The 26,492-nt window shown below is 51.2% G+C and carries 16 protein-coding genes; 8 read left to right on the top strand and 8 right to left on the bottom strand.

Annotated elements, in window-relative coordinates; all coding sequences use genetic code 11:
* The first annotated feature begins 6 nt into the window (after positions 1-6).
* The 5 genes from IEX60_RS18995 to bglX all read left to right on the top strand — a co-directional run bounded on the left by IEX60_RS18995 (position 7) and on the right by bglX (position 9,029).
* Positions 7-1,995: a glucoamylase family protein gene (locus tag IEX60_RS18995; protein WP_188752993.1), complete on the top strand. Its 1,989-nt coding sequence runs from the start codon at positions 7-9 to the stop codon at positions 1,993-1,995.
* A 15-nt stretch (positions 1,996-2,010) separates the two neighbouring features.
* The gene (locus IEX60_RS18990; protein ID WP_188752992.1) at positions 2,011-3,372 is read left to right on the top strand and encodes a glucoamylase family protein; all 1,362 of its coding nucleotides are present in this window, start codon (positions 2,011-2,013) and stop codon (positions 3,370-3,372) included.
* A 65-nt stretch (positions 3,373-3,437) separates the two neighbouring features.
* The gene (locus IEX60_RS18985; RefSeq protein ID WP_188752991.1) at positions 3,438-5,204 is read left to right on the top strand and encodes a family 43 glycosylhydrolase; all 1,767 of its coding nucleotides are present in this window, start codon (positions 3,438-3,440) and stop codon (positions 5,202-5,204) included.
* A gap of 11 nt (positions 5,205-5,215) precedes the next feature.
* Positions 5,216-6,712 carry a sulfatase family protein gene (locus IEX60_RS18980; protein ID WP_188752990.1) on the top strand — a complete coding sequence of 499 codons (1,497 nt, stop codon included), beginning with the start codon at positions 5,216-5,218 and terminating at the stop codon, positions 6,710-6,712.
* Positions 6,713-6,731: 19 nt separating this feature from the next.
* On the top strand, positions 6,732-9,029 hold the full coding sequence (gene bglX, locus IEX60_RS18975; protein WP_373285066.1) for a beta-glucosidase BglX: 2,298 nt from the start codon (positions 6,732-6,734) through the stop codon (positions 9,027-9,029).
* A 3-nt stretch (positions 9,030-9,032) separates the two neighbouring features.
* On the opposite strand, the gene IEX60_RS18970 is transcribed toward bglX, so the two are convergent.
* Positions 9,033-9,656: an alpha/beta hydrolase gene (locus IEX60_RS18970; RefSeq protein WP_188752989.1), complete on the bottom strand. Its 624-nt coding sequence runs from the start codon at positions 9,654-9,656 to the stop codon at positions 9,033-9,035.
* Positions 9,657-9,661: 5 nt separating this feature from the next.
* Positions 9,662-10,600: a ring-cleaving dioxygenase gene (locus IEX60_RS18965; protein WP_188752988.1), complete on the bottom strand. Its 939-nt coding sequence runs from the start codon at positions 10,598-10,600 to the stop codon at positions 9,662-9,664.
* 115 nt (positions 10,601-10,715) lie between these two features.
* Between IEX60_RS18965 and IEX60_RS18960 the strand changes: the two genes are divergently transcribed.
* Both IEX60_RS18960 and argH read left to right on the top strand, forming a co-directional pair.
* Positions 10,716-11,339 (top strand): Crp/Fnr family transcriptional regulator, encoded by a 624-nt coding sequence (locus tag IEX60_RS18960; RefSeq protein WP_229717648.1) that lies wholly within the window; start codon positions 10,716-10,718, stop codon positions 11,337-11,339.
* 583 nt (positions 11,340-11,922) lie between these two features.
* Positions 11,923-13,254, top strand: coding sequence for an argininosuccinate lyase (gene argH, locus IEX60_RS18955; RefSeq protein WP_188752987.1), 1,332 nt, complete (start codon positions 11,923-11,925; stop codon positions 13,252-13,254).
* A gap of 8 nt (positions 13,255-13,262) precedes the next feature.
* Here argH and IEX60_RS18950 read toward each other — a convergent pair whose 3' ends face one another.
* The 6 genes from IEX60_RS18950 to IEX60_RS18925 all read right to left on the bottom strand — a co-directional run bounded on the left by IEX60_RS18950 (position 13,263) and on the right by IEX60_RS18925 (position 23,369).
* Positions 13,263-16,796: a response regulator gene (locus IEX60_RS18950; RefSeq protein ID WP_188752986.1), complete on the bottom strand. Its 3,534-nt coding sequence runs from the start codon at positions 16,794-16,796 to the stop codon at positions 13,263-13,265.
* The gene (locus IEX60_RS18945) at positions 16,793-17,935 is read right to left on the bottom strand and encodes a hybrid sensor histidine kinase/response regulator (RefSeq protein ID WP_188752985.1); all 1,143 of its coding nucleotides are present in this window, start codon (positions 17,933-17,935) and stop codon (positions 16,793-16,795) included. The genes IEX60_RS18950 and IEX60_RS18945 overlap by 4 nt, the downstream gene beginning before the upstream one ends.
* Positions 17,936-18,018: 83 nt before the next feature.
* Positions 18,019-19,089 (bottom strand): aldose epimerase family protein, encoded by a 1,071-nt coding sequence (locus IEX60_RS18940; RefSeq protein WP_188752984.1) that lies wholly within the window; start codon positions 19,087-19,089, stop codon positions 18,019-18,021.
* An 18-nt stretch (positions 19,090-19,107) separates the two neighbouring features.
* On the bottom strand, positions 19,108-20,283 hold the full coding sequence (gene galK, locus IEX60_RS18935; RefSeq protein WP_188752983.1) for a galactokinase: 1,176 nt from the start codon (positions 20,281-20,283) through the stop codon (positions 19,108-19,110).
* A 403-nt stretch (positions 20,284-20,686) separates the two neighbouring features.
* Positions 20,687-22,726 (bottom strand): dipeptidyl-peptidase 3 family protein, encoded by a 2,040-nt coding sequence (locus IEX60_RS18930; protein WP_229717647.1) that lies wholly within the window; start codon positions 22,724-22,726, stop codon positions 20,687-20,689.
* A 136-nt stretch (positions 22,727-22,862) separates the two neighbouring features.
* The gene (locus tag IEX60_RS18925; RefSeq protein ID WP_188752981.1) at positions 22,863-23,369 is read right to left on the bottom strand and encodes a VOC family protein; all 507 of its coding nucleotides are present in this window, start codon (positions 23,367-23,369) and stop codon (positions 22,863-22,865) included.
* 162 nt (positions 23,370-23,531) lie between these two features.
* Here IEX60_RS18925 and IEX60_RS18920 point away from each other — a divergent pair, with 162 nt between their 5' ends.
* The gene (locus IEX60_RS18920; protein ID WP_188752980.1) at positions 23,532-26,441 is read left to right on the top strand and encodes a ligand-binding sensor domain-containing protein; all 2,910 of its coding nucleotides are present in this window, start codon (positions 23,532-23,534) and stop codon (positions 26,439-26,441) included.
* Positions 26,442-26,492: the final 51 nt, after the last annotated feature.

The following is a 26,492-nucleotide window of genomic DNA, read 5'->3' as shown; positions in this document are numbered from 1 at the left end:
GGGCAGATGAGCGTAAGCGTACCGATACGATTCGTTTATTTTATACTTCTTGCTGGTTTACTGGCAGGATGTAAGAAAAATCCGGTAGGTACGCTTACGCTCTTACAGGTATCGGTTGGCGAGGTGGCCCTCGCGCTCGATGGAACGGTTGTGGATGGAGTTCCACTCGACCGAAGCATCACCCTGGTCTTTTCGCAGCCGGTCGATCAAGCTACGGCCCATACGGCCATTACACTGAGCAACGGCGATGGGCCCGTGGCAGTAAGTCTCGCGTTCCTTTCCGGTGGGGCCAGCGTGGTGGTACACCCCAGTGGCCCCCTGCGCAGTAATGCTACGTACACCCTGGCGGTCTCCGAACAACTCCGGGGTACGGATGGTAGCCGCGGACCGGTCTATGCGATCCAATTTAAGACCCTGGTGGAAGACCTGCAGGTGGTCGCCATCGAGGTGGATGGGGAAAATAAGGGACAGGACAATGTGCTGACCGATATTCCCCTGGAATTGCAGCTGACGCTCCGTTTTTCGAATCCGGTGGACCAAGCGTCTTTGGAGAAGGCTATTACGCTGACCGGAGCTACGGGTACGGCCAATATCCAACTGGGCCTTGCTTCGGATGCACAATCGGTTACTTTAGTCAGCAATGCGTCATTGGACGGACTCACCAAATACGAATTGCGCATCTCGGATGCACTGGTGGGTGCGGGTGGCGAACGCTTTTCGGGTTTGACAAAGACACTCTATACCACCCTAGACCCGGCACCCAAGTTTCCGGTTATCTCGGATGAGGAGCTGCTCACCCTGGTGCAGCGGCAAACCTTCAACTACTTTTGGGATTTTGCCCATCCCAACAGCGGTATGGCCCGTGAGCGTAACACCTCGGGGGATTTGGTGACCACCGGTGGCTCCGGTTTTGGCATTATGGCGCTGATTGTGGGGATGGAAAGGGGATTTATTTCACGTAACCAGGGTGTCGAACGCCTGGAACGCATCGTCAGTTTCCTTGAAACAGCCGACCGTTTCCACGGGGCCTGGTCGCACTGGATCAACGGGAATACCGGTGCGGTAATGCCGTTTAGCACCAATGACAACGGGGGTGATTTGGTGGAAACGTCATTGTTGATGCAGGGGCTTATTACCATGCGTCAGTATCTGGCAGCTTCCACACCTGCCGAAAAGCAACTGATAGACCGTGTCAATGTGCTTTGGCAATCCGTGGAGTGGGATTGGTACCGGCGGGATGGACAGGATGTACTCTACTGGCATTGGTCGCCGGATAAGGCCTGGGTCATGAACCTTCCCATCCGTGGATGGAACGAATGTTTGATTACCTATGTACTGGCCGCTGCATCGCCTACGCATGGTATCCCCGAAACGGTTTACAGCAAAGGCTGGGCGAGAAACGGTGAGATGCGAAACGGAGCAACGTACGAAGGTGTTGAGCTGCCGTTGGGCGCTGAGTATGGTGGCCCGCTGTTTTTCAGCCAATATTCTTTCCTTGGTATCGATCCAAGGGGGTTGAGCGATGCATATGCCGATTATTGGACACAAAATGTGAATCATACCTTGATTAATTATCGATACTGTATCCGAAATCCCCGCAAGTACGTAGGCTATGGTCCGCCGACTGGCGGATGGGGACTTACAGCGAGTGATAATCACGAAGGCTACTCGGCGCATTCGCCCACCAATGATCTGGGAGTGATCTCGCCGACCGCCGCGCTTTCCGCATTTCCGTATACCCCGGATGAATCGATGGAGGCATTGAAGTTTTTCTACTACACCATGGGCGATAAGCTTTGGGGTACGTATGGATTTTATGACGCCTTCAATAGTACCCAGCAATGGGTGGCCGATTCTTACCTTGCCATTGACCAGGGGCCGATCATCGTGATGATCGAAAATCACCGTACCGGATTGCTTTGGGATTTATTCATGAGCGCACCCGAAATTAAGGATGGACTGCGCAAGTTGGGGTTTGACGGCCCGAAACTTTAACCCGGATTATTTTTTATGACCAACATACTCACACCTTTCGTATTCATAGTAATCGCTGCATTAGGTCTTACAAGCTGTAACGGACGCTCGTCGCAAGACCACGCAAACAACAAAGAGTTAACCTTATCCGATGATTCGTTGCTTACGCTGGTACAACGCCAAACCTTCCAATATTTCTGGGAAGGTGCGGAGCCGGTATCCGGCCTGGCCCGCGAACGCATCCACATCGATGGGGAGTATCCTCAAAACGACCGGGACGTGGTTACCATCGGTGGCAGCGGATTTGGCTTAATGGCGTTATTGGTAGGCATTGAGCGGCAGTTTATCACGAGGCAAGCCGGTGTAAAACGGTTTGAACGGGTAATCGGCTACCTCGAAAAAGCTGACCGGTTCCATGGTGCATGGCCGCATTGGCTGGATGGGCCCACGGGTAGGGCCAGGCCGTTCAGTAAAAACGACAATGGTGGAGATCTCGTGGAAACCGCCTTTATGGCGCAAGCGCTGATCTGTATACGGGAATACTTCCAGCAGGGCGATGAACATGAAAAGCAATTGGCTGCACGCGCCGATGCCCTCTGGAAAGCCATTGAATGGGATTGGTACCGCCAAGGCGGGCAAAACGTGCTTTACTGGCACTGGAGCCCCACGGCGGGCTGGGCTGCCAACCATCCCATAAGGGGCTATGATGAATGCCTCATCACCTATGTCCTTGCCGCCTCTTCGCCCACCCACGGGATACCGGCAGCGGTGTACCACGAAGGGTGGGCGCGCAGCGGTGCCATCAAGTCGTCTGCAGAGCGGTATGGGTATCCCATCGTCCTCAAGCACAATGTGCCGGATAGCAACGGGGTAGGGCCGCTGTTTTGGTCGCACTATTCCTACCTGGGGTTAGACCCTCGGGGGTTGAAAGACCAGTATGCAGATTACTGGGAGTTAAACCGCAATCAGGCACTCATCCATCGTGAGTATGCCATCGAAAACCCTAAGGGGTTTAAGGGATACGGTAAACAGGCATGGGGATTTACGGCAAGCTATTCCGTCAATGGATATTCGGCGCATAACCCCGATAATGACCTGGGAGTAATTTCGCCTACGGCCGCCCTGTCGTCGTTCCCGTATACTCCTGAGTACAGCATGGACGTAATACGTTATCTGTATGAGCAACTTGGCGATAAAGTTTGGGGTAAGTATGGGTTTTACGATGCATACAGCGAAACGGATAATTGGTTCCCCCAGCGGTACCTCGCCATTGATCAGGGACCAATACCCGTAATGATTGAGAACCATCGGAGCGGATTGCTTTGGAAGCTATTCATGGGGGCACCGGAGATTAAAGAGGGGTTAACAAAGCTGGGGTTTGAAAGTCCGGAGATGTAGGGATGGGTGGTCGGTGAACGGTGATGTTCATAAGCAGACTGCAAAAAAGCAAAAAATAAAAGTACATGAATCACAAGTGGAAATACAGTTGGTTAATTGTTGCGGCGGGGTTGCTAGGTTGCGGAATCAGCCTTGCCCAGGCACCCCGTACCTACTGCAATCCCCTCAACATCGACTATGGTTACACACCCATTCCCAATTTTTCGGAATGGGGCCGGCACCGGGCCACGGCCGATCCGGTGATTGTGAATTATAAAGGGGATTATTACCTGTTCAGTACCAATCAATGGGGCTATTGGTGGAGCAGCGATCTGTCCAACTGGAAGTTTGTATCCAAGAAATTCCTGCGCCCGTGGAATGGCGATGTATACGATGAACTGTGTGCCCCGGCGGTGGGTATCGTTGGCGATACCCTATTGGTATTCGGCTCGACTTATACCGATAAATTTACGCTGTGGATGAGTACGAATCCCAAGGAAAATCAGTGGCAGCCGTTGGTAGACTCTTTTTCGATAGGTGGTTGGGACCCCGATTTTTTCACGGATAACAATGGCCGCTTTTACATGTACAATGGCAGCAGCAACCGCTATCCACTGTACGGCATTGAACTCAATCGTCAGACTTTTGCGCCCATCGGGACGCGTAAGGAACTGTATTTCCTTGAAGATTGGCGTTACGGCTGGCAGCGATTCGGTGAGTACATGGACAATACCTTCCTTGACCCCTTTATCGAAGGAGCGCACATGACCCAGCATAACGGTAAGTACTACCTGCAATATGCGGCGCCGGGCACCGAATTCAGCGGCTATGCCGATGGCGTTGCTGTGGGCGACAGCCCGTTGGGCCCGTTTACCACGCAGTCCGTCCCGTTGAGTTATAAACCCGGAGGTTTTGCCCGGGGTGCCGGCCACGGTGCTACCTTTCAGGACAACGATGGCAACTACTGGCATGTGTCCACCATCGTCCTGGGCGTAAAGAATAACTTCGAAAGACGGCTGGGCATATGGCCGGCAGGGTTTGACAACGACGGGGTAATGTATTGCAATACGGCATTCGGAGATTATCCGCATTACCTGCCAAATGGCCCGGCTGACCACCTTGAAAGCCGCTTCACCGGCTGGATGCTGCTCAACTATAACAAGCCTGTGCAGGTATCCTCTACGTTGGGGGCTGCCTATCCGGCTAACCACGCGGTTGATGAAAGCATGAAAACCTATTGGAGCGCCGCCACGGGCAATAGCGGTGAATGGATACAAAGTGATCTGGGCAAGGTAAGTACGGTGCATGCCGTACAGATCAACTACGCCGATCAGGACGCCGATAGCGCTTTTCTCGGAAAAATGGAAGGAATCTATCACCAATATGTGCTCTCCTATTCCGTAGACGGCCGTAAATGGAGCGTGCTTAAAGACAAAAGCTGGAACCGCACGGATATTCCCCATGAGTACGTCGAACTGGAAAATCCGGTAAAGGCCCGGTTTATCAGGCTGGAAAATGTCCACATGCCCACAGGCAAGTTCGCCATCAGTGGCCTGCGGGTGTTCGGCAAGGGACCGGGAATCAAGCCGGCTCCTGTCAACGACTTCATCGTGCTGCGGACGGAGAAGGATAAACGCAGTGCCTGGCTGAAATGGAGCCCCGTGGACGATGCATATGCCTATAACATCTACACGGGCCTGGCGCCCGATAAACTGTATAACTGCATCATGGTGCACGGCGCCAATGAATATTATTACAAAGCGATGGACAGCCAGAAGCCTTATTATTTTAGCATCGAAGCCATCAATGAGAATGGGGTATCGGTGCGAAGTGAAGTAAAACGTGTGAATTAATTTTGGAAGAAATGAGAAAGATCGGTCTGTTTTTTGGTTTGTGTTGGTGGTGTGCAGCATCATTCGGCCAACCCACAGATAAACCCTACAATGTGGTTTTCATTTTGAGTGACGACCACCGCTATGATTTTATGGGATTCATGGATAAGGTGCCGGGTCTGGAGACGCCCAATATGGATCGCATGGCCCGGGAAGGGGCCCATCTTCAAAATGCGTTTGTAAGCACCGCCCTCTGTTCCCCCAGCCGGGCATCGATCCTCACCGGGCAATATGCCCATACACATACCATTGTGGATAACAATGCGCCTTTGCCGGAGGGCTTGACTTTCTTCCCGCAGTATCTGCAGCAAGAGGGATATAAAACCGGGTTTTTTGGCAAATGGCACATGGGTAATATGGATGGCAGTAAGCAGCCTGGTTTTGACCAATGGGTAAGTTTCAGAGACCAAGGCGTGTATTATTCACCTACCTTCAATATTAACGGTGAAGAGGTAAAGCAGCCGGAGGGAAGTTATACCACTGATTTGCTGACCGATTATGCCATCGATTGGTTAAACTCGCTGGATGACGGGCAACCGTTTTTTCTCTATCTTTCGCATAAGGGCGTACACGCAGAGTTCAATCCCGCAGAAAGGCATCGGGGTACCTATAAAGACATGCCCGTTATCTGCCCGCCCTCTATGTACCTCACTGCCACGGATAGCAGTAGGCACATGGGGATTGAGACACCGTATGACGGGCCGGTGAACCCCGACGGTATCCCCGAGTGGGTACGTAAGCAGCGTTACAGTTGGCATGGGGTGGATTATATGTACGACGGGCAGATTGCATTTGAAGACTTTTACCGGCAGTACTGCGAAACATTACGGAGCGTAGACGAAAGTATTGGCGCTGTGATCGAATGGCTCGAACAGCAGGGGCTGGCTGAAAATACGCTGGTCTTTTACATGGGCGACAACGGCTTTTTATTCGGCGAACAGGGATTGATCGACAAGCGCAATGCCTACGAAGCATCGATGCGTGTACCGCTATTGGCGTGGTCGCCAAAGTTCGTCCGGCCTCATACACAGATTAAACAGATGGTGATGAATGTAGACATCGGCCCTACCATCCTCGACCTCGCCGGCATCGCGAAGCCCGCGCAGATGCAGGGCGATTCCTTTTTGCCGTTACTGCAGAATAAACCCATCGAAGGATGGCGCAATAAGGTTTTCTACGAATATTATTGGGAATGGGCATTCCCGCAGACGCCTACCATTTTTGCCATCCGTACCGACCGCTATAAGTATATTTTCAATCAGGGAATTTGGGATACCAATGAACTGTATGACTTACAGACCGACCCCTATGAGATGAATAACCTCATCCGCGATCCGGCATCACAGGAGATTGCCGGGCAGCTGAAGAAAGAACTCTGGGACTGGCTGGAGTCGACGGACGGCATGCAGATACCGCTGAAGAAGATTTACCAGAGACGCAACGATCACCGCTATCGCGGAACGTATTAACAGGTCAAATTTTGAAAACATGCACATACAGATTAAACGGCTGATTTTTGCTGCCTGCCTGATGGTTGGGATGACGATACACACGGTCAAAGGACAGCAACACAAGCGCGATATGGATAATTTTATCAATGAGCTGATGCAGCAGATGACGCTCGACGAAAAAATCGGTCAGCTGAACTTGGTTACGGGTGGTGATGCGACTACGGGAGCGGCAGTAAGCACCGATGTCGAATCCAAGATCAAGCAGGGTAACATCGGGGGGATCTTCAGCATGACCAGCGTAGCCCGGATCCGGGCGGCGCAGGAGTTGGCGGTCAACCATTCGCGGCTGAAAATCCCGATCATCTTCGGCATGGACGTCATCCATGGGTATAAAACCATTTTTCCCATCCCCCTGGGGCTGGCCGCCTCCTGGGACATGGGATTGATCCAGGAAACGGCACGCATTGCCGCCACGGAGGCGTCGGCCGATGGATTGAACTGGACGTTTTCTCCGATGGTTGACATCTCGCGCGATGCCCGTTGGGGCCGTATTTCCGAGGGCAGCGGCGAAGATACCTACTTAGGGTCGCGTATTGCGGAGGCGATGGTGCATGGGTATCAGGGAAAAGACCTTGCCGCAACCAACACACTGATGGCGTGTGTCAAGCATTTTGCCTTGTATGGGGCGGCTGAGGCTGGCCGCGACTACAATGCTACCGATATGAGCCTCCACCGCATGTACAACGAGTACCTGCCGCCTTATAAGGCGGCAATCGATGCAGGCGCCGGTAGCGTGATGACTTCTTTCAACGACATCAATGGCGTACCCGCCACCGCCAACAAATGGCTGATGACGGATGTGCTTCGCAATCAGTGGGGATTCGATGGTTTTGTCGTGACCGACTACACCGCCGTCAATGAGTTGATCGATCATGGTCTGGGCGACCTGCAGGAAGTGTCGGCACGGTCGCTGAAAGCAGGCGTGGAGATGGACATGGTAGGGGAAGGCTTTCTTACGACCTTGAAGAAATCAGTCGAAGAAGGGAAGGTAAGCGAGGCCGATATCGACCGTGCCTGTCGCCTGGTGCTGGAGGCTAAATACAAATTGGGTCTGTTTGACGACCCCTTCCGCTATTGCGATGAGCAACGGGCGAAGGAAGAAATCGGGAATCCCGCCCACCTGGCCAAGGCCCGTGAAGCGGCTGGCAAGTCGTTTGTGTTGTTAAAAAACGAGGACCAACTATTGCCATTGAAGAAGCACGGCACGGTGGCGGTCATCGGCCCCCTTGCCAATACGGGCAGCAACATGCCCGGTACGTGGAGCGTGAGTGCCGATCTCGAACGCACGCCTTCCTTGCTAGAAGGGATGCAGTCCGCACTTGGAAATCAGGTCAAGCTTATCCATCACCTGGGGTCCAACCTGCTGGACGATGCTGCCTATCAGGAACGGGCCACCCTCTTTGGCCGTACCATTCCGCGGGACGAACGGCCGGAAGCCGAAATCCTTGCCGAGGCAGTGGAAGTGGCCAGGCAGGCCGATGTCATCGTTGCAGCACTGGGTGAGAGCTCCGAGATGAGCGGTGAAAGCTCCAGCCGTACCGACATCGGTATTCCTGCTGTGCAGCAACGTTTGCTGGCGGAGTTGCTGAAAACGGGCAAACCTGTGGTGCTTGTCCTCTTTACGGGCCGTCCGCTTACACTCACTTGGGAAGACAAACACGTGCCCGCTATCCTGAACGTATGGTTCGGAGGTACCGAAACCGGTAAAGCCGTAGCGGATGTACTCTTCGGAGATGTAAATCCATCCGGAAAACTGCCCGCCACTTTTCCCCAGCACGTGGGGCAGGTTCCGCTGTACTATAGCCATAAGAATACCGGCCGGCCTTTAGCAGATGGCCAGTGGTTTCAGAAATTCCGCTCCAATTACCTCGATGTGAGCAACGATCCACTTTATCCCTTCGGATACGGACTGAGCTATACCACATTTGCATATGGTGAACCGGTATTGAGTGCCGATACGCTCCTGCGGAACGGCAACCTGCAGGTAAGTGTAGAAGTAAGCAATACGGGCAGTTATGCAGGTGAGGAGGTGGTGCAGTTGTATATCCGCGATTTGGTCGGATCGGTAACCCGGCCCGTCAAAGAACTCAAAGGATTTCAGAAAATTCAACTCGCGCCCGGGCAGTCACAACAGGTGGCCTTTGACCTCACCGAAGAAGATCTCAAATTTTACAATGCCGATTTGGAACATGTGGCAGAAACCGGTGAATTTATAGTCTTCGTAGGAACCAACTCACGCGATGTACAGGAAAAGCGCTTTTACCTGAAAGACTGACGGTTATTTAACCAGCAGTTCGTTTGCTAGCAGCGTTTCGTCCGCACTGATGCTATGCGGTTTCCCGGGGTAGATTTCCGCGGTGACGGCTGCGCCGAGGCTCCGTAGGATCGCTATACTTTCCTCGATCCGGTGTAAGGGTACGTGCGGATCGTTATCGCCCGATGTAACCAAAACGGGTGTACCTGCGAAATCGCCCCGGTAGTTCGCTTTGTCCAATGATTCGCCGATAAGTCCACCGGTGAAAGCGACAACCCCGCCGTAGCGTTTGGCGTGCCGGGCTACATATTCCAGGGTCAGGCATGCACCTTGGGAAAACCCTAAAAAATAAAGGTTTGCCGGCTGAATACCCAATTTGATGATTTCCGCTACTGCCTCATCCACCAACGCCAGTGCCGAATCCAATGCAGGCTGGTTATCTGCCCTAGGAGCAAGGAAGCTATAGGGATACCATGAATGATGGGTCGCTTGGGGCGCCAGTAGCAAGGCGTCCTCCAGCTGCAGGTGACGCTGGAGGGAAAGTATACCTTGTGCGGTGCTACCCCTCCCATGGAGTAGCACCACTGCTTTTTTGGCGTGTGCAGCCAATTTGCCTGCTTGTATAATTTGTTTCTCGTGTGTGTACATGATCACTAATCCAATTGCGGTAGCACACTTTCAATGCGTTTCCGGTACCCCTCGTATTGTGAGGGTAATTTCAGGCCCGTGCCCAGATCACCGACGGCTTCGTCGGCGGTAAAGCCGGGGTTATCTGTGGCAATCTCAAACAGCACACCGCCCGGTTCGCGGAAATACAGGGAATAGAAGTAATTCCGGTCTATTTTTTCCGTAATGTTCAGTCCCTGTGCAAGCACTTTTTCGCGGAATAGCATGAGGGTAGCCTCGTCTTTTACGCGGAAGGCCACATGATGCACCGATCCGCCGCCTACAAATCCAACGGATTCTCCCGGTGCTTCTACTAGGTCGACGAGCGCGGCCTGTTTCACCGCATCGGTAACGAAGCGGAAACGGTTGACTTCCTGTTGTAATAGCCGGTATCCAAAAATATCGGTCAGCACACGTGCCGTGGCGTCTTTTTTAACAGTCGTAATCGTAATGTGGTGAAATCCGCGCGTAGCATGTTCCGCTTTCACTTCAGCGGTTTCCCAGGGTATGCGCGTGTCTGCCTCTTTGGGTACGGTAAGTTCCAGTTTGAGCCCATCCGGATCCAGGAAAGTGAGGTATTCCTCTCCGAATTTTGAGGCCACATTGTTAAGGATGACGTGGTTTTTTTCCAGCCGTTCCTTCCAGAACGCCAAGCTTCCTTCCGGCACAGCGTATCCGATTTCCGTTACCTGTTGGGTGCCACGCCACCCCCGACGTACCCGGTTGCCCCAGGGAAAGAACGTAAGAATCGTGCCTGGTGTTCCCGTTTCATCGCCAAAATAGAAGTGGTATGTTTCGGGGTCATCAAAGTTTACCGTCTTTTTGACCATCCGTAGGCCTAAGACGCGGGTGTAAAAATCATGGTTCCGCTGGGCATCACCTGCAATGGCTGTAATGTGGTGTATCCCCAAAATTTTATTTTCCATGTGTATTCCTCCTGTTTGGTACAAAGGTAGGCAGCCCCTCATCGTGGCACATTAACCTATGACAAGAAATTGCATTCCGGTGTTTGGAGTTGAAATGAAAAAAACAGTAAGTTTGATGGGAGGTAAATTTCCAATATCGGGCAGTATTATGGTTGGTTTTACGGCTATTGATGAATATGTAAATCGATGCGGCCGCTTTTCGTCCGAAGAGATCGCTATATTCAATAGCCTGCTTAAGCCAAGGTCTGTCCGGAAAAAGCAGTTGTTGCTGCGGGAGGGAGAGGTATGTGATTTTGAGGCGTATATTGTCAGCGGTTGTATCCGCAGCTATTACATTGATGAAAACGGCAGTGAGGTGATCCTGCAGTTCGCCATCGAAGATTGGTGGGTGAGTGATATAGGCAGTTTCCACGAGCGCAAACCCAGTCTGCTGTATATTGAAGCCATGGAAGACAGCGAATTGTTAACGCTGAATCCCGCCCGCAAGGAAGAGTTGCTGAAGCGTGTTCCGCAGTTCGAGCGCGTGTTCCGGTTAATGATCCAGCGTCATCTGTCTGCTCTGGAACATCGTCTTATTCGTACCTTGGCCCAAACAGCCGAAGAGCGGTATGTCGAATTTATAAAACAGTACCCCAAGATTGCACTACGCATTCCACAGCACTATATCGCTGCCTATCTGGGAATGACTCCAGAGTTTCTAAGCAAAATCAGGCGCAGGCTGGCCACCCAGAAAAGTTAACCGTGATAACCGTATAAAGCAAAAACGGCATCAAGCTTTCCCATGCTTGTTGCCGTTTTTTGCAAAAAAATAAACAAATAGGTTTATAACTGGTTAGCGAGTGTTATCCCAGTTTTGAGACATGGCGGTCTATCATCAATTTATGTTTACAATATCGAGTAATTTATGATTCACTTACTTCTCAAACCAAGTTAAAAAGTGTTTGAACCAAACCATTTTCCCCTGTCATGGCTACAAACGTATGAATATAAATGATTAACGCAAAAAGTTTTTTTAAAAATAAGTGAGTAAACACTCACCTATTGATTTGCTTTATACCTTTTAGCAAGAAAAATGCCTGTAAAACAGGCATTACGCTAAAATATACGCCAACGGGCCAAAATCCCGCAAGCTATTTGTATTTTTGGCGACGGGAAGAAATTTCACGCGAAAAGCGAAGAAACGCATATGAAACCTGCATAAATTACCATAACCAAAGGATATGAACTAAGCGAAGCGATCTCTTGAACGCCGCTGAAAGCATGCAAGATGTGAAAAATAATTTATGCAAGCTTCATTGCCTTTAAAAAAACAATTTATTCGAATGAAAATCTGGCAAAAGAATACCGATGTAAATCAGTTTGTTGAATCGTTTACCGTGGGCAATGACCGGTTGCTTGACCTGCAGCTCGCCGCAGCAGATATTTTGGGCTCGTTGGCGCATACCCGCATGTTGCACAGTATCGGCTTGCTGGATAGCGATGACCTGAAGCGGGTTCAGGAGGGGCTTAAGCAGTTGTACCACGAAGTCAAAGCCGGCGAATTCACCATTGACGAGGGGGTGGAAGATGTGCATTCGCAGGTCGAGCTGTTGTTGACAAAACGCGTGGGCGAAGCAGGAAAGAAAATTCACAGCGGCCGGTCGCGCAACGACCAGGTGTTGGTAGATCTCAAGTTGTTTTTCCGCGCCGAAATCGAAACGCTGGTCAAAAATACCGAAGTATTGTTCGACCGGTTGATCACGTTGAGCGAACGTTACAAACAGGTGCTGTTGCCTGGCTATACACACCTGCAGCTCGCCATGCCCTCGTCATTCGGCCTTTGGTTCGGTGCTTATGCGGAGAGCCTGGTGGATGATCTGGAGCTGTTACAGGCCGCGTGGAAAGTGTGTAACAAAAATCCATTGGGTTCTGCGGCAGGGTATGGATCTTCTTTTCCGCTTAACCGCCAGATGACCACGGAGCTGCTCGGTTTTGACAGCCTTAACTACAACGTTGTTTATGCCCAGATGGGTCGTGGAAAAACTGAACGTATCCTCGCGCAGGGCATGAGCGCCATCGCGGCCACCCTTGCCAAGTTAGCAATGGACGTATGTTTGTATATGAATCAGAACTTCGGTTTTATCACCTTTCCCGATCACCTCACCACCGGCTCCAGTATCATGCCGCATAAGAAAAATCCGGATGTCTTCGAATTGGTGCGCTCACGCTGCAACAAAATACAGGCCTTGCCCAATGAAATTGCGTTGATGACCACCAACCTGCCGTCGGGATACCACCGGGATCTGCAGCTTCTCAAAGAAAACCTGTTCCCCGCATTCGGTTCGCTGAATGAGTGCTTGGAGATCACAGCTTTTATGCTTGAAAATATCCAGGTTAAGGAGGGGATTCTCGATGATCCCAGGTACGACTACCTCTTCAGTGTGGAAGTTGTCAACAACGAAGTGCTCCGCGGCGTCCCGTTCCGGGAGGCGTACCGCAACATCGGCCTGGCCATTGAAGCCGGTACATTCAAACCCCAAAAAGAAGTAAACCATACGCATGAAGGGAGTATCGGAAACCTCTGCAATGCCGAAATCCGCCAAGCGTTTGACCGGGTGGTAGCCACCTACGGCTTTGACCGGGTAAACGAAGCGTTGCAGGCGCTGGTTGCGTAGCCCGCTTGCTACGCATGTTCATCGTATAGCCACACGCGCAGCAACGAAATCAATTGGTCTATGTCCACGGGTTTGGAAATGTAGTCGGAAGCTCCAGCAGCAATGCATTTTTCGCGGTCGCCCATCATGGCTTTTGCCGTCACGGCAATAATCGGTAAACGATTGAAACGGCCGTGGTTCCGGATTTTGGCGGTGCTTTCATAGCCATCCAAATGCGGCATCATCATATCCATGATCACGGCGTTGGTTTCGGGGTGTTCCTCTAGTTTTTCCAGCGCTTCCCGGCCGTCAGTAGCCGATATTACCTGCATCCCCAGGTTTTCCAACGTTTTGGTCAGCGAGAAGATGTTGCGGATATCGTCATCGGCAATCAGCACCGTTTTGCCACGCAGCACATCCTGTGCGGAAAGCTGCAGTTGACCCGTTTTTGTGAGGTTATCCTGCTGTGTTTCCACCAGGTGTAAGAAGATTGCCACCTCATCAATAATCCGTTGGTAAGAATAGGCGGTTTTAACCACGATGGAATCCGCATATTGCTTGATATGCATTTCCTCGGCTGGAGAAGGGTTCCTGCCGGTAAATACAATGATGGGCACGTCTTCCAGCCCCGGATTTTGTTTGACCGTTTCCAGCAGGTCATACGGATTTTTGGCGGGTATGCCCATGTCCAGAATCACACATTCGGCTTCGTTGCCCAACAAGCTCGTTACGCTTTCATCCACCGTGTGTTTTATGCTCGAAGAGATCTGAAACGATTGCAGGAAGTAAGCCAACGCTTCGGCATGTTTGGTGTTTTCTTCAACGATGAGCACTTTTTTGGGACCGTCCGCCCAGATCGTCTCCAGTTTTTTAAACATTTCGCGCATGTGCGTGATCGCAATCGGCTTGCTGAAGAAATCCACGGCCCCATGTGCGCGGCTTTCTTTCTTTGCTTCCAGCGACGACATGACGTGCACCGGTATGTGCCGGGTCTGCGGGTTTGCTTTCAGTTCGTCCATGACCTGCCAGCCATCTTTAACCGGCAATTTGATGTCTAGCAGGATCGCCCTTGGCGCATACCGGATGGCCAGGTCCAGGGCCTCGTCACCCCGTACCGCGATTACTCCTTTATAGTGTTGGCTATGGGTAAACCGCAGTAATTCGCGTGCAAAAACGGTATCATCTTCCACGATGAGGATCAAGTGGTCTTCCGGGGTCAGGCTGTCCCGGTCATCGGGCACAGGATCGGGTACCACGGGCACCAGGTAAGGCGAAGGAGAAGGAAGCGGCTGCTCGGCAGCATCCTGTTCTTTGGGTTGGGGTTTGGACACCGGTACGGTATACGTAAAGGTGCTGCCTTGGCCCGGTTTGCTGGTCACGTAAATTTCACCACCCAGCAGGCGGGCCAATTGCCGGCTGATCGAAAGCCCCAGGCCGGTACCCCCGTATTTCCGCTTGGTGGAGCCATCACCCTGTGTGAATGCCTCAAAGATGAGTGAGCGCTTCTCTTCGGGAATACCCGGACCGGTATCTTCAACGCTAAATTCCAACAATTCAGGGTCTTGGGTACTTTTTGCAACAGACAGCTTAACATGCCCCTTGGAGGTGAATTTCAGTCCATTGGAAAGCAGGTTTTTCAGGATCTGTTCCAGCTTCATCCGGTCGGTATCTAGCAAGAACCCATCCGGCAGGGTGTGTGTGATCTGCAGGTCGAGTTTCTTGTCGTTGGCCACCGGCAGGAAGGTACTCTCCAGGTTGTTAAGTACGTCGGCCAGGCTTACTTCGGTATAGTCAACGTCCATTTTGCCTGCTTCGATCTTAGAAAGGTCGAGCAGCTCATCGATGAGCTGCAGCAGGCCATTGCCCGAGTTATAGATAACACGGGCAGATTCTATTTGATCTTCCGTTAGATTCTGTTCACTGTTTTCGGTCAGGTAACGTGAAAGCAGCAGGATTGAATTCAGCGGAGTCCGCAGTTCATGCGACATATTAGCCATAAACTCGGTCTTGTACTGCGAGCTTAGTTCCAATTCCTTGGCTTTGGCCAGGATTTCCGCGTTGCGTTCACGGATTACCCGGTTCCGCTCCTCCAGATCCAGGTTATTCTGCTGGAGCTCTTCCTGCTGTACCTTGAGTTCCTCCTCAGATGCCTGGAGCTTCTGGGTATGAGCTTCCAGCTCAGAATTCAGGTTTTCCAGCTCGTCGTGCTGGGCTTGCAGCTCTTCCGCCTGGGATTGGGTTTCTTCAAGCAGTTCCTGCAATTTTTTACGGCTTTGGGCTCCGTAAATGGCGGTACCGATGTTGGGTGCTGCCAGGTTGTAAAAGGAAAGCGACTGCTTGGAGAAGGGCTGTAATGCTGCCAGCTCAATGACGCCGATTGCCTCGCGTTCGTGGAAAATCGGAAAGGCGATTACACCTGCGGGTTTGATGCCGCCACTCGCATGCGAAATGATGACCGAATGTTCATCAATATCCGTTAGCACGATCGCCTTTTTATCCCGTAACGATTGGCCCACGATACCCTGTCCGGAAGCAATACGGAGCACCTTATCGTTCTGCAATGCATATCCGCTTTGCAGAACGAGGTGATGCTCGTTCAGTAGGTAAACCGCGCCTGTATGGCAGCCCGTGTATTCGGCTAGGAAAGTAATGATGTCTTCACAGAGGGTCTCCACCTGTTTTTCGCCCACCATTTTCTCATTCAGATCCCCCACACCGCTTTGCAGCCATTCGTTGTTTGCAAGACGCTCGAAAGACAGGGCGAGCGACTCCGCCATCCGGTTAAGTGAGCCTGCCAGGCTCCCCAGCGTATCCTTCTCGTCGTCGTTGATCCGCACCGAATAATCACCGGCTGAGATCTGGGAAGCAATTTCCCGTATGATGGAAAGCCGTTGCTTCATCTGCAGGTCCTGTTCTTCCAGGGCGGTGTGCAGCGCATTGCGTTCGGCCATGTCCCGAACAATCCGTATGTAAAATACCACCGCAATCAGGATAGCCAGCATCGCCGCCAATACGATGACGCCGGGCGTATACCGGGCAAACCGGTCGCGTATTTCCGTTTGCATCTGCAACTGACCGGTGGCCTCGGTAATCATCTGGTTGGATAGTGTACGGATATCTTCCATATAGGCCCGGCCGACTTCCATGTCTTTTTCGCTGATGGTGTCGGTTTTTTCCTTGGCATCGATCATCGCATTCATACGCTCGATGCGCAGGCTTAAGGTCTCCTTCAGTTTCTGCCCGGCTTCCAGCTGTACCGGATTGTCCTTCGTTTGGAGGATCACTTCATCCAATAACTGGTGCGCCCGTTGGCAGGCGGCAGAATAAGGGTCGAGATACAGAACGTTGTCCGTAATCAGGTAGCCCCGTTCGGAGGTCTCTGCTTCTTGGATGCTCGCTACCACTTGTTCAAGCGTGCGGGTTATCTGATTGGTTTGGCGCACCAATGCCGAATTTTCCAGCAATCTGTCGATGCAGAGGTAGGCAATCAGTGAACTGAAGATCAACAAGAGAATCGATAAGCCGAAGCCGATTTTCAGGTTTCTGTTTGTGTTGCTTTTCATGCAATTGAAGGGTTAACAATCGGTTCATCCAGCTCAATGGGCAACGTAAAATAAAAGGTAGATCCTCCCCCGGGATTACTTTTCACGCCGTATGTCCCGCCATGGAATTTGACGATTTCCGCACACAGGTAAAGTCCCATTCCCATCCCACGGTATTCGGCAATGGATTGCTCGGTTCGGTAAAACTTTTTAAAGAGATTGCCCTGGTCTTCTTCGGCAATGCCGATCCCTTTGTCCGTTACACAGATCTCCACGTCGTTATCCGCTCTCCTCTGAATGGCAACACCGATGGTTTCCGTTTCGGGTGAATACTTTGCGGCATTGGAGAGGTAATTGAGAATCACCTGTTCCAGCCGGAGCAGGTCCCCGCGCAGGACGATGTCTGCATCTCCCGTCCGCACCACCTGCCTTTCCGGATTGCTTTGTATAAAAATATCCAGTGCGCCGTCTACCAATTGATTGAGATTAAACTCCCCGACATTGAAATCCAGCATTCCTGCCTCCATTTTTGCCATATCCAGCAAAGCGGTCATCATTTGGTTGAGTTTATCTATCTGGCTATCCGCTTTATTGATAAACTGGAGGGCATTTTCCATCCGGTTGCTGTGTACCGCTACCCCTGCGAGCTGGATGTAAGCCTTTACAGAGGTCAACGGCGTTTTTACTTCGTGGCTCACCATACCCATCAGCTCATCCTTCTTTTCTTCCGCATGTTTGCGCTGCTCGATTTCGTTACGCAGGTCCTGCTGGATGCGGGCAAGTTCTTTGGTCTGTTCCTGGAGTTTGATGAAGGTACGTATTTTGAGTACGAGAATGTCAGGATCTACCGGTTTCACCAGGTAGTCATGGCCCCCGGATGTGTATCCTTTGGTGATGAATGCCTTGCTGACATTTACCGCTGAAAGAAAAATAATAGGCAGTTCACTGGTTTTGCGGATTCCCGAAATCGCTTCGGCTACTTCGAATCCATCCATGCCCGGCATCTGCACATCCAGTATGACAAGCTGATACTCGTTTTTGAGCACTTTTTTCAGGGCTTCCTCTCCCGACAAAGCTGAGTCCACATCGAAATTTTGCGAAATCAGGATTTTTGTCAGGGCCGTTATGTTCTCAATCTTGTCGTCTACAATCAGTATCATGATTTCAAAGGTTGTTAAAATTAACCCTTTCTTTCGAAGATTCAAATTCCGATCAGCAGTACGGCACGCATCCAGCGACTTTTTTACTTAACGATCGAAAAGCGGTATACGGTTTCCGATTGAAATACCTGTCCCGGCGAAAGCAATGTGCTGGGAAAATCCGGTTGATTGGGCGAATCGGGAAAATGTTGTGTTTCGAGACAGAAAGCGCCGTGTTTTTCATAGGAGACCCCTTGTTTTCCTTTGTCTTTACCACTCAGGAAGTTGCCTGTATACAGTTGCAATCCGGGTTCGGTGGTCAGTACATCCATACGGATACCGGTAAGGGGAGAGATGGCGGTAGCGGCCGGTAGCTGAGCTGTAGTTACATCCCGGTTAAGTACGTAATTGTGATCATACCCATTGCCCTTGGCCAACTGGTCATCAGGGACATTAATGTCCTGACCGATGGGTTTGAATTTCCGGAAATCGAAGGGGGTATTTTCTACCCGTTCGGGTACGCCCGTCGGAATCTGATGGGCATCCACGGGCAGGTAAGCATCCGCCTGGATCTGTAGCAGATGATCCAATACATTCCCGTTGCCTTCCCCGTTCAGGTTGAAAAAAGCATGATTGGTCAGGTTGATCACCGTGGGTTTATCGGTTTCGGCCCGGTAGGTAATGACCAGTTCATTGTTATCTGTGAGGCGGTATTTAACCATTACAGACAATTTGCCCGGGAATCCTTCTTCACCATCGGCGGATACGTAATAGAAGTCGGCCTTTTCCTTGTACACGACACGCCGGTCCCATACCCGGTTGTGAAAACCGTTGGCACCTCCATGGAGCGCATTCGGTCCGTTATTGGGGGTTATGTAAAACGTTTCCCCTTCAAGGGTGAAGCGTCCATTGGCAATGCGGTTGGCAAATCGCCCCGCCGTTACACCGTGGTAGACTTCATCCGCGGCAAGGTATTCCTGGATGGAATTAAAGCCCAGTACCACATCCGTGGGATTGCCCAGCTTATCCGGTACAAGGATACTTACGATACGCGCACCGAAGTCAGCTAGCGCAACGGTTACCCCCCTGTTGTTTTCCAGTGTGATCAAATGCGTGGACTTACCTGCAAGTTGGTGCTCAAAATCACGTGCGTTTGGCAATCGGTAGTGCGTCATCGGATGTCAGATTGTGTGTTAGCTGTTAAGGCGGGCTGTGCCTGCCGAAATACGGGCAATGTAAGCTTGTGTTCCTTTGTGGGTCTTTTCTGTATACGCGTGGGTCACCTCTTTCACGACACGATCTACCTCGGCCGCCTTGACCAGATTGATGGTACAGCCGCCGAAGCCGCCCCCCATCATACGTGCCCCCAGCACGGCATCGTTATCACGTACCAGATCTACCAGGATATCCAGCTCTTCGCAGCTTACCTCATACAGATGCTGTAATCCGTCATGCGTTTCGAACATCCGTTTCCCGAACGATTCGAAATCATCCCTTTTCAAATCATCGCATCCGTCCTGCAGGCGCGTTATTTCCGATACCACATAGCGGCATCGGTTATAAACCACTTCATCTACCGGTTTTACATAGCGGTCTAACTGTTCCAGGGTCGCATCCCGCAGGCTTTTTACCTCCGGATGGTGTTTTTGGACAAGTGACACCCCGTATTCACACTGTTCGCGCCGCTCATTATACGCCGAGGAGGCCAGGGAATGCTTTACCTGTGTGTCAAACAGTACAATGCGCAGCTCGGGGTTGTTGAAGGGGATGTATTCGTGGGAAAAATCCGAGCAGTCCAATTTGATCAGCCGCTGTTCCTGTCCGAAAACGCTGGCAAATTGATCCATTAACCCACACTTAACACCCACAAATTCATTTTCAGCTGCCTGTGCGGTGAGGGCCAGGTCCAATTGGGAAACCCCTAGCTCAAACAGTTCGCTAAGGGCAAATCCGGTAGCGCATTCGAGGGCGGCGGAGGATGAAAGTCCGGCTCCCTGGGGAATATCTCCGCCAAATACGATGTTAAAACCCTGTAAAGCGTGTCCGCGCTTCACCAGTTGTTGTGCTACGCCGAGGATGTAGTCTGGCCACAGAAGCGGCGAACGTTCCAGCCGGTCCAACGTCGTGGTATACGCTTGGTCCTGATCCAGGGAGTAGAGATGGATGGATTGGTCATCGCGTTTGCCGATCGCCAGGACAATGTTTTTATCGATTGCTGCCGGCAGTACCAACCCGTTGTTGTAATCCGTGTGTTCACCGATGAGATTTACCCGACCCGGTGAACGCACCAGCAGGGGCGCGTGGTCAAAAAGTTCCTGATATTTTTCGTATACCGCATCTTGCAGGTTCACTGCCGTCGTTGTGTCCATCCGTGTTTATAAAATTGAGCGCTAAAAGTACAAAAAAAAATGCATGTACCAACGAGCTGATCGGTAACGCGGCAAGATAGCCAATTACCCGTCTCGTCCATTTTTTCTAAATAATAATGTAATAATAAAGTAACAATGTGCGTATGATTACGTAAATTGTAGCTCTATTATTCGAATAATAATCATTTTTTTATCGTGTAAAAGACGATAAAAATACGACCAAAAGACGATAAAAAGACGATCAAATTAGCAATTTATATACTTGCTATATGCTTCTTTTTACCTTGTTTTTTACTAAAAATCCACAAACGATGGTGCAACGCATCTTGACGCGTAACCACAATACAACGATAGGTGGGGGCATTAGAAGGTTGGCGCCGACTAAGCGGCGCCATCGTATGCATTAATTGATTGCCGGCAAAAAAGAATATTCTTTTCCATACTCCAGCATCTGTCCGTAAAAGTCATTGGTGTATTCCAATTTCACATCGGTTATTTCCCCATTTTCTTCCACAGCCGTAAGCTTGGGTTGGACAAACCCTTTGTAAGGTCTCAGTTTCAGCTTCGCATAACGTTCCAGCACCTCGTTGTGCAGCTCCGGATCTACCTTCACGCCGTATGTTTCCACGAGGTTTTTGCCGGCTTCGTAGTCTCCTTCTGATTTGATGCGTTGGATTTCGCGCAGCAGGTCACCAAACAAGGTGCGCAGCTTCTCGTAATCGTTAATCTGCACATAGGTCTTGCCGTCTTTTTTCTCAAAAGAAACGACCTGGTCTGCTTTGCCTTTTTCATACACCCAATAGGCATTCAGCGCCCGGTTGCGCATGTGCGCCTCCTCGATCTGGTCGCCGGGTTTGATGCGAGTTAACTGGGTCATCAGACCATTCATCAAATAACTGTCGTATTCAGCCTTGCCCACTTCCAACGAAGGCATCACACCGATTTCCACCAGTTTGGGATCCAGGATGTAATAGAGCGCTACCAGGTCGGCACGAGCCTCTTCGAGGCAGGAAGCGTAGCTTTTCAGGGTCTTGTCGGTTGTACCTACTCCCGGGTTGATCTGTCCGGAGGCATGGCCGATGCATTCGTGCATATCCGTGTGCAGGTCGCTGGCCAGGTTGCCGTATTCTTTCATACGGCGCAGCTTGGCCGTATCACCCACAAACTCTTCCAGAAAGCCACTGTTGGCGCTGCTTTCGTTGTAGGCGTGTACGATGTTGCTCAGCGACACCGATTTGGAGCCGTAATCTTTGCGCAGCCAATCTGAGTTGGGCAGGTTAATGCCGATCGGAGTACTGGGTGCCGCATCACCTGCTTCTGCAATGACGGTAATGGCTTTTGCACTGATGCCCTTCACCTGTTTTTTCTTGTGCTCCGGCATCAGGGGAGAGTTGTCTTCAAACCATTGTGCCTCATCGGCAATGGCTTTGATCCGTTTGGTGCTTTCGAAATCTTTCAGTGATAGTACGGCCTCGTAGCTTCCCTTAATGCCCATTGCATCGTTGTATACTTCGATAAAGCCGTTGGCAAAATCGATGGTACCGGCCGTGTCCTGCACCCATGCTTTGTTGTATTCATCCCAGGTTTTCAGGTCGCCGGTTTTATAATACTCCGCCAGGAGGGTGAGTGCCTGTTTCTGCTGCGGATTTTCGGCCAGCGGAATAGCCTTTTCCAGCCACGAGATCATTTGGTCGATGGCGCTACCATACATGCCGCCCGACTTCCATACTTTTTCGGTCAGCTGGCCGTTTTCTTTCACTACTTTGCTGTTAAGGCCCCATTCGGGATCTTGCCCCGTATGTGGAAACCCGGCATAAAAATCTTCCACTTCCTTCTGGGTCACCCCTTCATAGAAGTTGTTGGATGACAATGCTACGTGGTCAACCCCTTCGGTAAGGTTAACCATTTTCGGGTCCAGCTTCGGGTCGAAGATCACCGGGGTAATCCGGGCGATGAAAGCTTCGACATCTTCGCCATCCTGTAGCGGTAAGCTGGCGGGATCACAGGCCCTTACCAGGTCAGCAAAGTAATCTTGACTGCACTCGGGCACAAACTTATCGTTTGAATAATGGTGATGGGCACCGTTGCTGAACCAGAAGCGCCCGGCGTATTCTTTCAGCTTGGTCCACTCATTTCCGTTTTTCTCCGTTTTCGGATGGTTGAAAATAGCTTCCAGCGTTTTTCGTATTGTCAGGTTATTTTTTCCCCGCTGGTCGTAAATAATGTCCCTGCCGGATAGCGCCGCTCGGTACAGGTAATAGGCCAGTTTTTTCTGTTGGAGACTCAGCTGTTCAAACCCCGGCACGTCGTACCGCAGGATTTCCAGATCGGCAAACTCATCGATTTTTACCTGCGTCGGTGACGCATCGGCATTACTTGTGCTGTTTTCAGGCGAATGGCAGGAATAAACGGTAGCCATGGCTACGGAACTTGCTAATAGCATTGAAAATTTAGTGCTAATTTTTTTCATGTTGAACTTCATATGGTGCATAAAAACCAATTTGGTGATTGGGTTTTATGCAAAGGAAATAAAAAATTTCCAATGCGTTTGCAGGTTCCTTGATTCCGATTTGATTTTGCTAGGCTTCGTAAGCGGCTTTCAGGGGAGCAATGTCGAGCTTCTTCATGCTAAACATGCATTGCAATACCCGGCTTACCTTTCCCGGGTCGGGGTCCAGTATCATCTCATTCAATGCGGTGGGAACTACCTGCCACGATACCCCGAATTTATCTTTCAGCCAGCCGCACACCTGGGCACGTTCATCACCCCCTTCGGTAAGCCTTCCCCAGTAATGATCTATTTCTTCCTGGGTTTCGCAATTGATGACAAATGAGATCGCCTCATTGAATGTGAACAGCGGTCCACCGTTCAGGGCAACAAATTCCTGTCCTTCTAGCACAAATTCGATGGTCATCACCGAACCTTCCGGCTTTTGGTGATGTTCATACCCATCCTTCGTATACCGGCTAACCCGGCCGATTTTGGAATTTTTAAAAACGGAGGTATAGAACTGGACGGCTTCTTCGGCCTGGTTGTCGAACCACAGGTTTGGGGTGATTTTCTGACTTGAAATGCGCTTTTCCATGACATTTGTTTTTTTAAAGGTGAATTTATTTTGTATTCCACAAACATAGCGCGGATAAGTATCTGCTTAAATAGGCAAAAGGGACAATATGACGGGGGGAATGCGACATGCTGGCTTAAAATTAGGCTAATAATTTGTAAATTTGGCTCAGTTCGTAAGCCTATGTTGCGTGTACTCTTTTGCGGGTTGGTTGTTGGATGGTGGCTGTTGCCCTTTTGCGGTGCTGCGCAGACCATTCAATTCCAGCAGTTGAGCGTAGAAGATGGATTATCCCATAATCACGTCACGGCCATTGTAAAAGACAAACGCGGTTTCCTTTGGTTTGGTACACCTGCGGGCCTTAACCGGTACGACGGGCACGAGATAAAAGTATTCCGGCATGCTGCCAGCCAGGCCCGGAGCATTGCCGATAACGACATACTCGGGTTGTTTCCCGGGCCGGGGGAACAGCTATGGGTAAAGACAAAGCTCGGCATTAACATTTACGACGATAGCCGGGAGCAATTTATACGTAACGGAGACAGTGTGCTGCAATCGTTGGGGTTGCCGGTTGCCGAAGTGCTGGATATCCGCTGCAGTACCCAGGGCAAATGCTGGTTTTTGCAGATCGGGGGGCTGGTATCTTGCTATGACGAACAGCGCGGAACCGTTTCTTCTTATGCGGCGCCGGAGACCGGCGTTCCCGTTACGGGTATCGCATTGGATCGTTCGGGGCAGGCGTGGGCGGTTGACCAAAGGGGTACCGTACGCCAACTGGAGCGTAACGCCCTTGCCGTTTATCAACTTCCCAATGATGGGGTAGATTACGAGGAAGGTGCGGATTTCCGGCTGTTTATGGATCGAAACGGACATCCATGGGTATATGCCTTTAATTTTTCCAAAGGGGTTTATTGGTGGCCGGAGAAACAAGCCCCTCCGGTACACCTGACTACGGAGTCCGCAGGCATGAAGTTGAGTAATCCGATTGTTTTCGGGATGGCCGAGGACCCGGATGGCAACATCTGGATTGCTACGGATCACGGCGGGCTGAACGTGGTCAATCCCCGGAGCAGGCGGGTTTCTTACCTGTTGCACGACGAATACAACGACCGTACGGTTAGCCAAAACAGCATCATGTCCCTTTATTGCGACCGCGAAGGAATTATGTGGGCCGGTACGTTCAAGCGTGGTATCAGCTATTACCATCCCAGTCAGGTCCAGTTCGCGCTGTATCAGCGGCGACGGGGTACGGGCGAGATGGTATTGCCATTTGACGATATCAACCAATTTGTGGAAGACAGGCATGGAAATGTATGGATCGGAAGTAATGGGGGAGGATTGATCTATTTTGACCGGCAAGCTAACCGATTTATACCCTACCGGCACAATCCCGATGATCCCAATAGTATTGGCAGCGATGTAATCGTAAGCCTGTATATGGACCGCGATGACGTGCTTTGGGTCGGTACGTACCATGGAGGGCTCAATCGTTTCGATGGAAAGCGGTTTGTGCGGTACATGCATGACCCCCTTGATCCGGCATCCATTCCTGACAACAGCGTATGGGAAATTTGCGAAGACAGCCAGGGGCGGTTTTGGGTGGGTACGCTTCGGGCGGGGGTAGCCACGTTTGACCGCAAGACAGGCCGGTTTACCCGGTTGGGGTTTGGCAGTCAGGGATTCACGCAGTCGGCCTACCTATCGGCTATTACGGAAGACCACAGCGGGAGGGTGTGGTTTGGTACCGCATCCGGCATCGAGCTGCTCATGCCGGATGGATCGTTCAAGTTGTTTTCCTATCGCGATGGCAAGGCGGGTGCGCTTAGCAACGATCATGTGAACGGGATCATCGAAGACCATCGCCACCGGATCTGGGTGGCTACGCGGGACGGCCTCAATCTTTACGATGCCACCAGCGATACATTCCGGGTGTTCCGCATGGAAGATGGGCTGTCAGACAATACCGTGATGGCCGTGGTTGAAGACAAGGAAGGAACGATTTGGGTGAGCACTGCACGGGGAATTTCAGCAATGCGGGAGGGAGTGGGTACACCCGGACAGTGGCGTTTCTGGAATTACGACCGCCGCGACGGTTTACAGGGCAACGCATTCAATGAAGATGCAGCCTGCCTGTTATCAACGGGCGAACTGTTTTTCGGCGGTCCGTCGGGGTTTAATAGCATCGATCCCGCGCATATCCAGTCGCCGCCTTCGTCGTTGGCTGTGCCCGTACTGACAGACCTCCAGCTGTTAAACCGGAGTATGGAGGCTCCGCAATGGCTGGACGGGCGACTAAAATTTACCCACGATCAGAATGTCCTGGGGTTTGTGGTCGCTTCGCTGTATTTCCTCAATAAAGACCGGGCTTCTTTCCGGTATAAGTTGGAGGGGTTCGATGCCGACTGGGTGGCGATGGACCGGCGTACGCGCAAGGCTACGTTTACGAACCTGGACCCCGGAGACTACCGGTTTCAGGTGATGGTATCCGAAGACGGCGAAAACTGGAGTAAACCTTACACCCTGGCAACCTTCTCCATATCGCCGCCGATATGGAAAACAGGATGGGCATATGCGGCATATGTACTGGTACTGGCTACCGGAATCCTGACCGTTCGCCATATTGAACGGACACGCGAAAAAACCCGTTTTGCCTTGCAGCGCGAACGGCAGGAAGCCCGTTCCATGCTGGATAGTGTACTTAAGCAGAAAGCATTTTTGGAGCAGGCCAATAAGAAAAAGCTGGAGGTGTTCCCCTCCGAAAAGCCGGTGACCTCTGCCGACGAACTGTTTCTCCGCAAAGTGTTGGATACCGTTGAACAACATTTGGGGCAATCGGATTTTTCGGTGGAAGAACTGGCAAGGGCCATGAACGTGAGCCGCGTCGCGTTGTATAAGCGGATGTTGACGATCACAGGGCATACCCCCTCTGAATTCATCCGCAATATCCGGCTGCGCAGGGCCGGTCAGTTGCTGGAGCAATCGGGCCTTACCGTCGCCGAAATTGCCTATGAAGTGGGGTTCGGCAATCCGAAGCAATTCAGCAAATATTTCAAACAGCTTTACGGTGTGGTTCCTTCCGCCTACCGCAAATGAGGCAATAACCCCGTGGGTTAACCAAAATACCCCCATTTATTAACATATCCA

This window comes from Parapedobacter defluvii, assembly GCF_014642075.1.
Classification (GTDB): Bacteria; Bacteroidota; Bacteroidia; order Sphingobacteriales; family Sphingobacteriaceae; genus Parapedobacter; species Parapedobacter defluvii.
The sequence above is the reverse complement of the archived record's forward strand: the minus strand, read 5'-3'. Positions and strand labels throughout refer to the sequence as shown.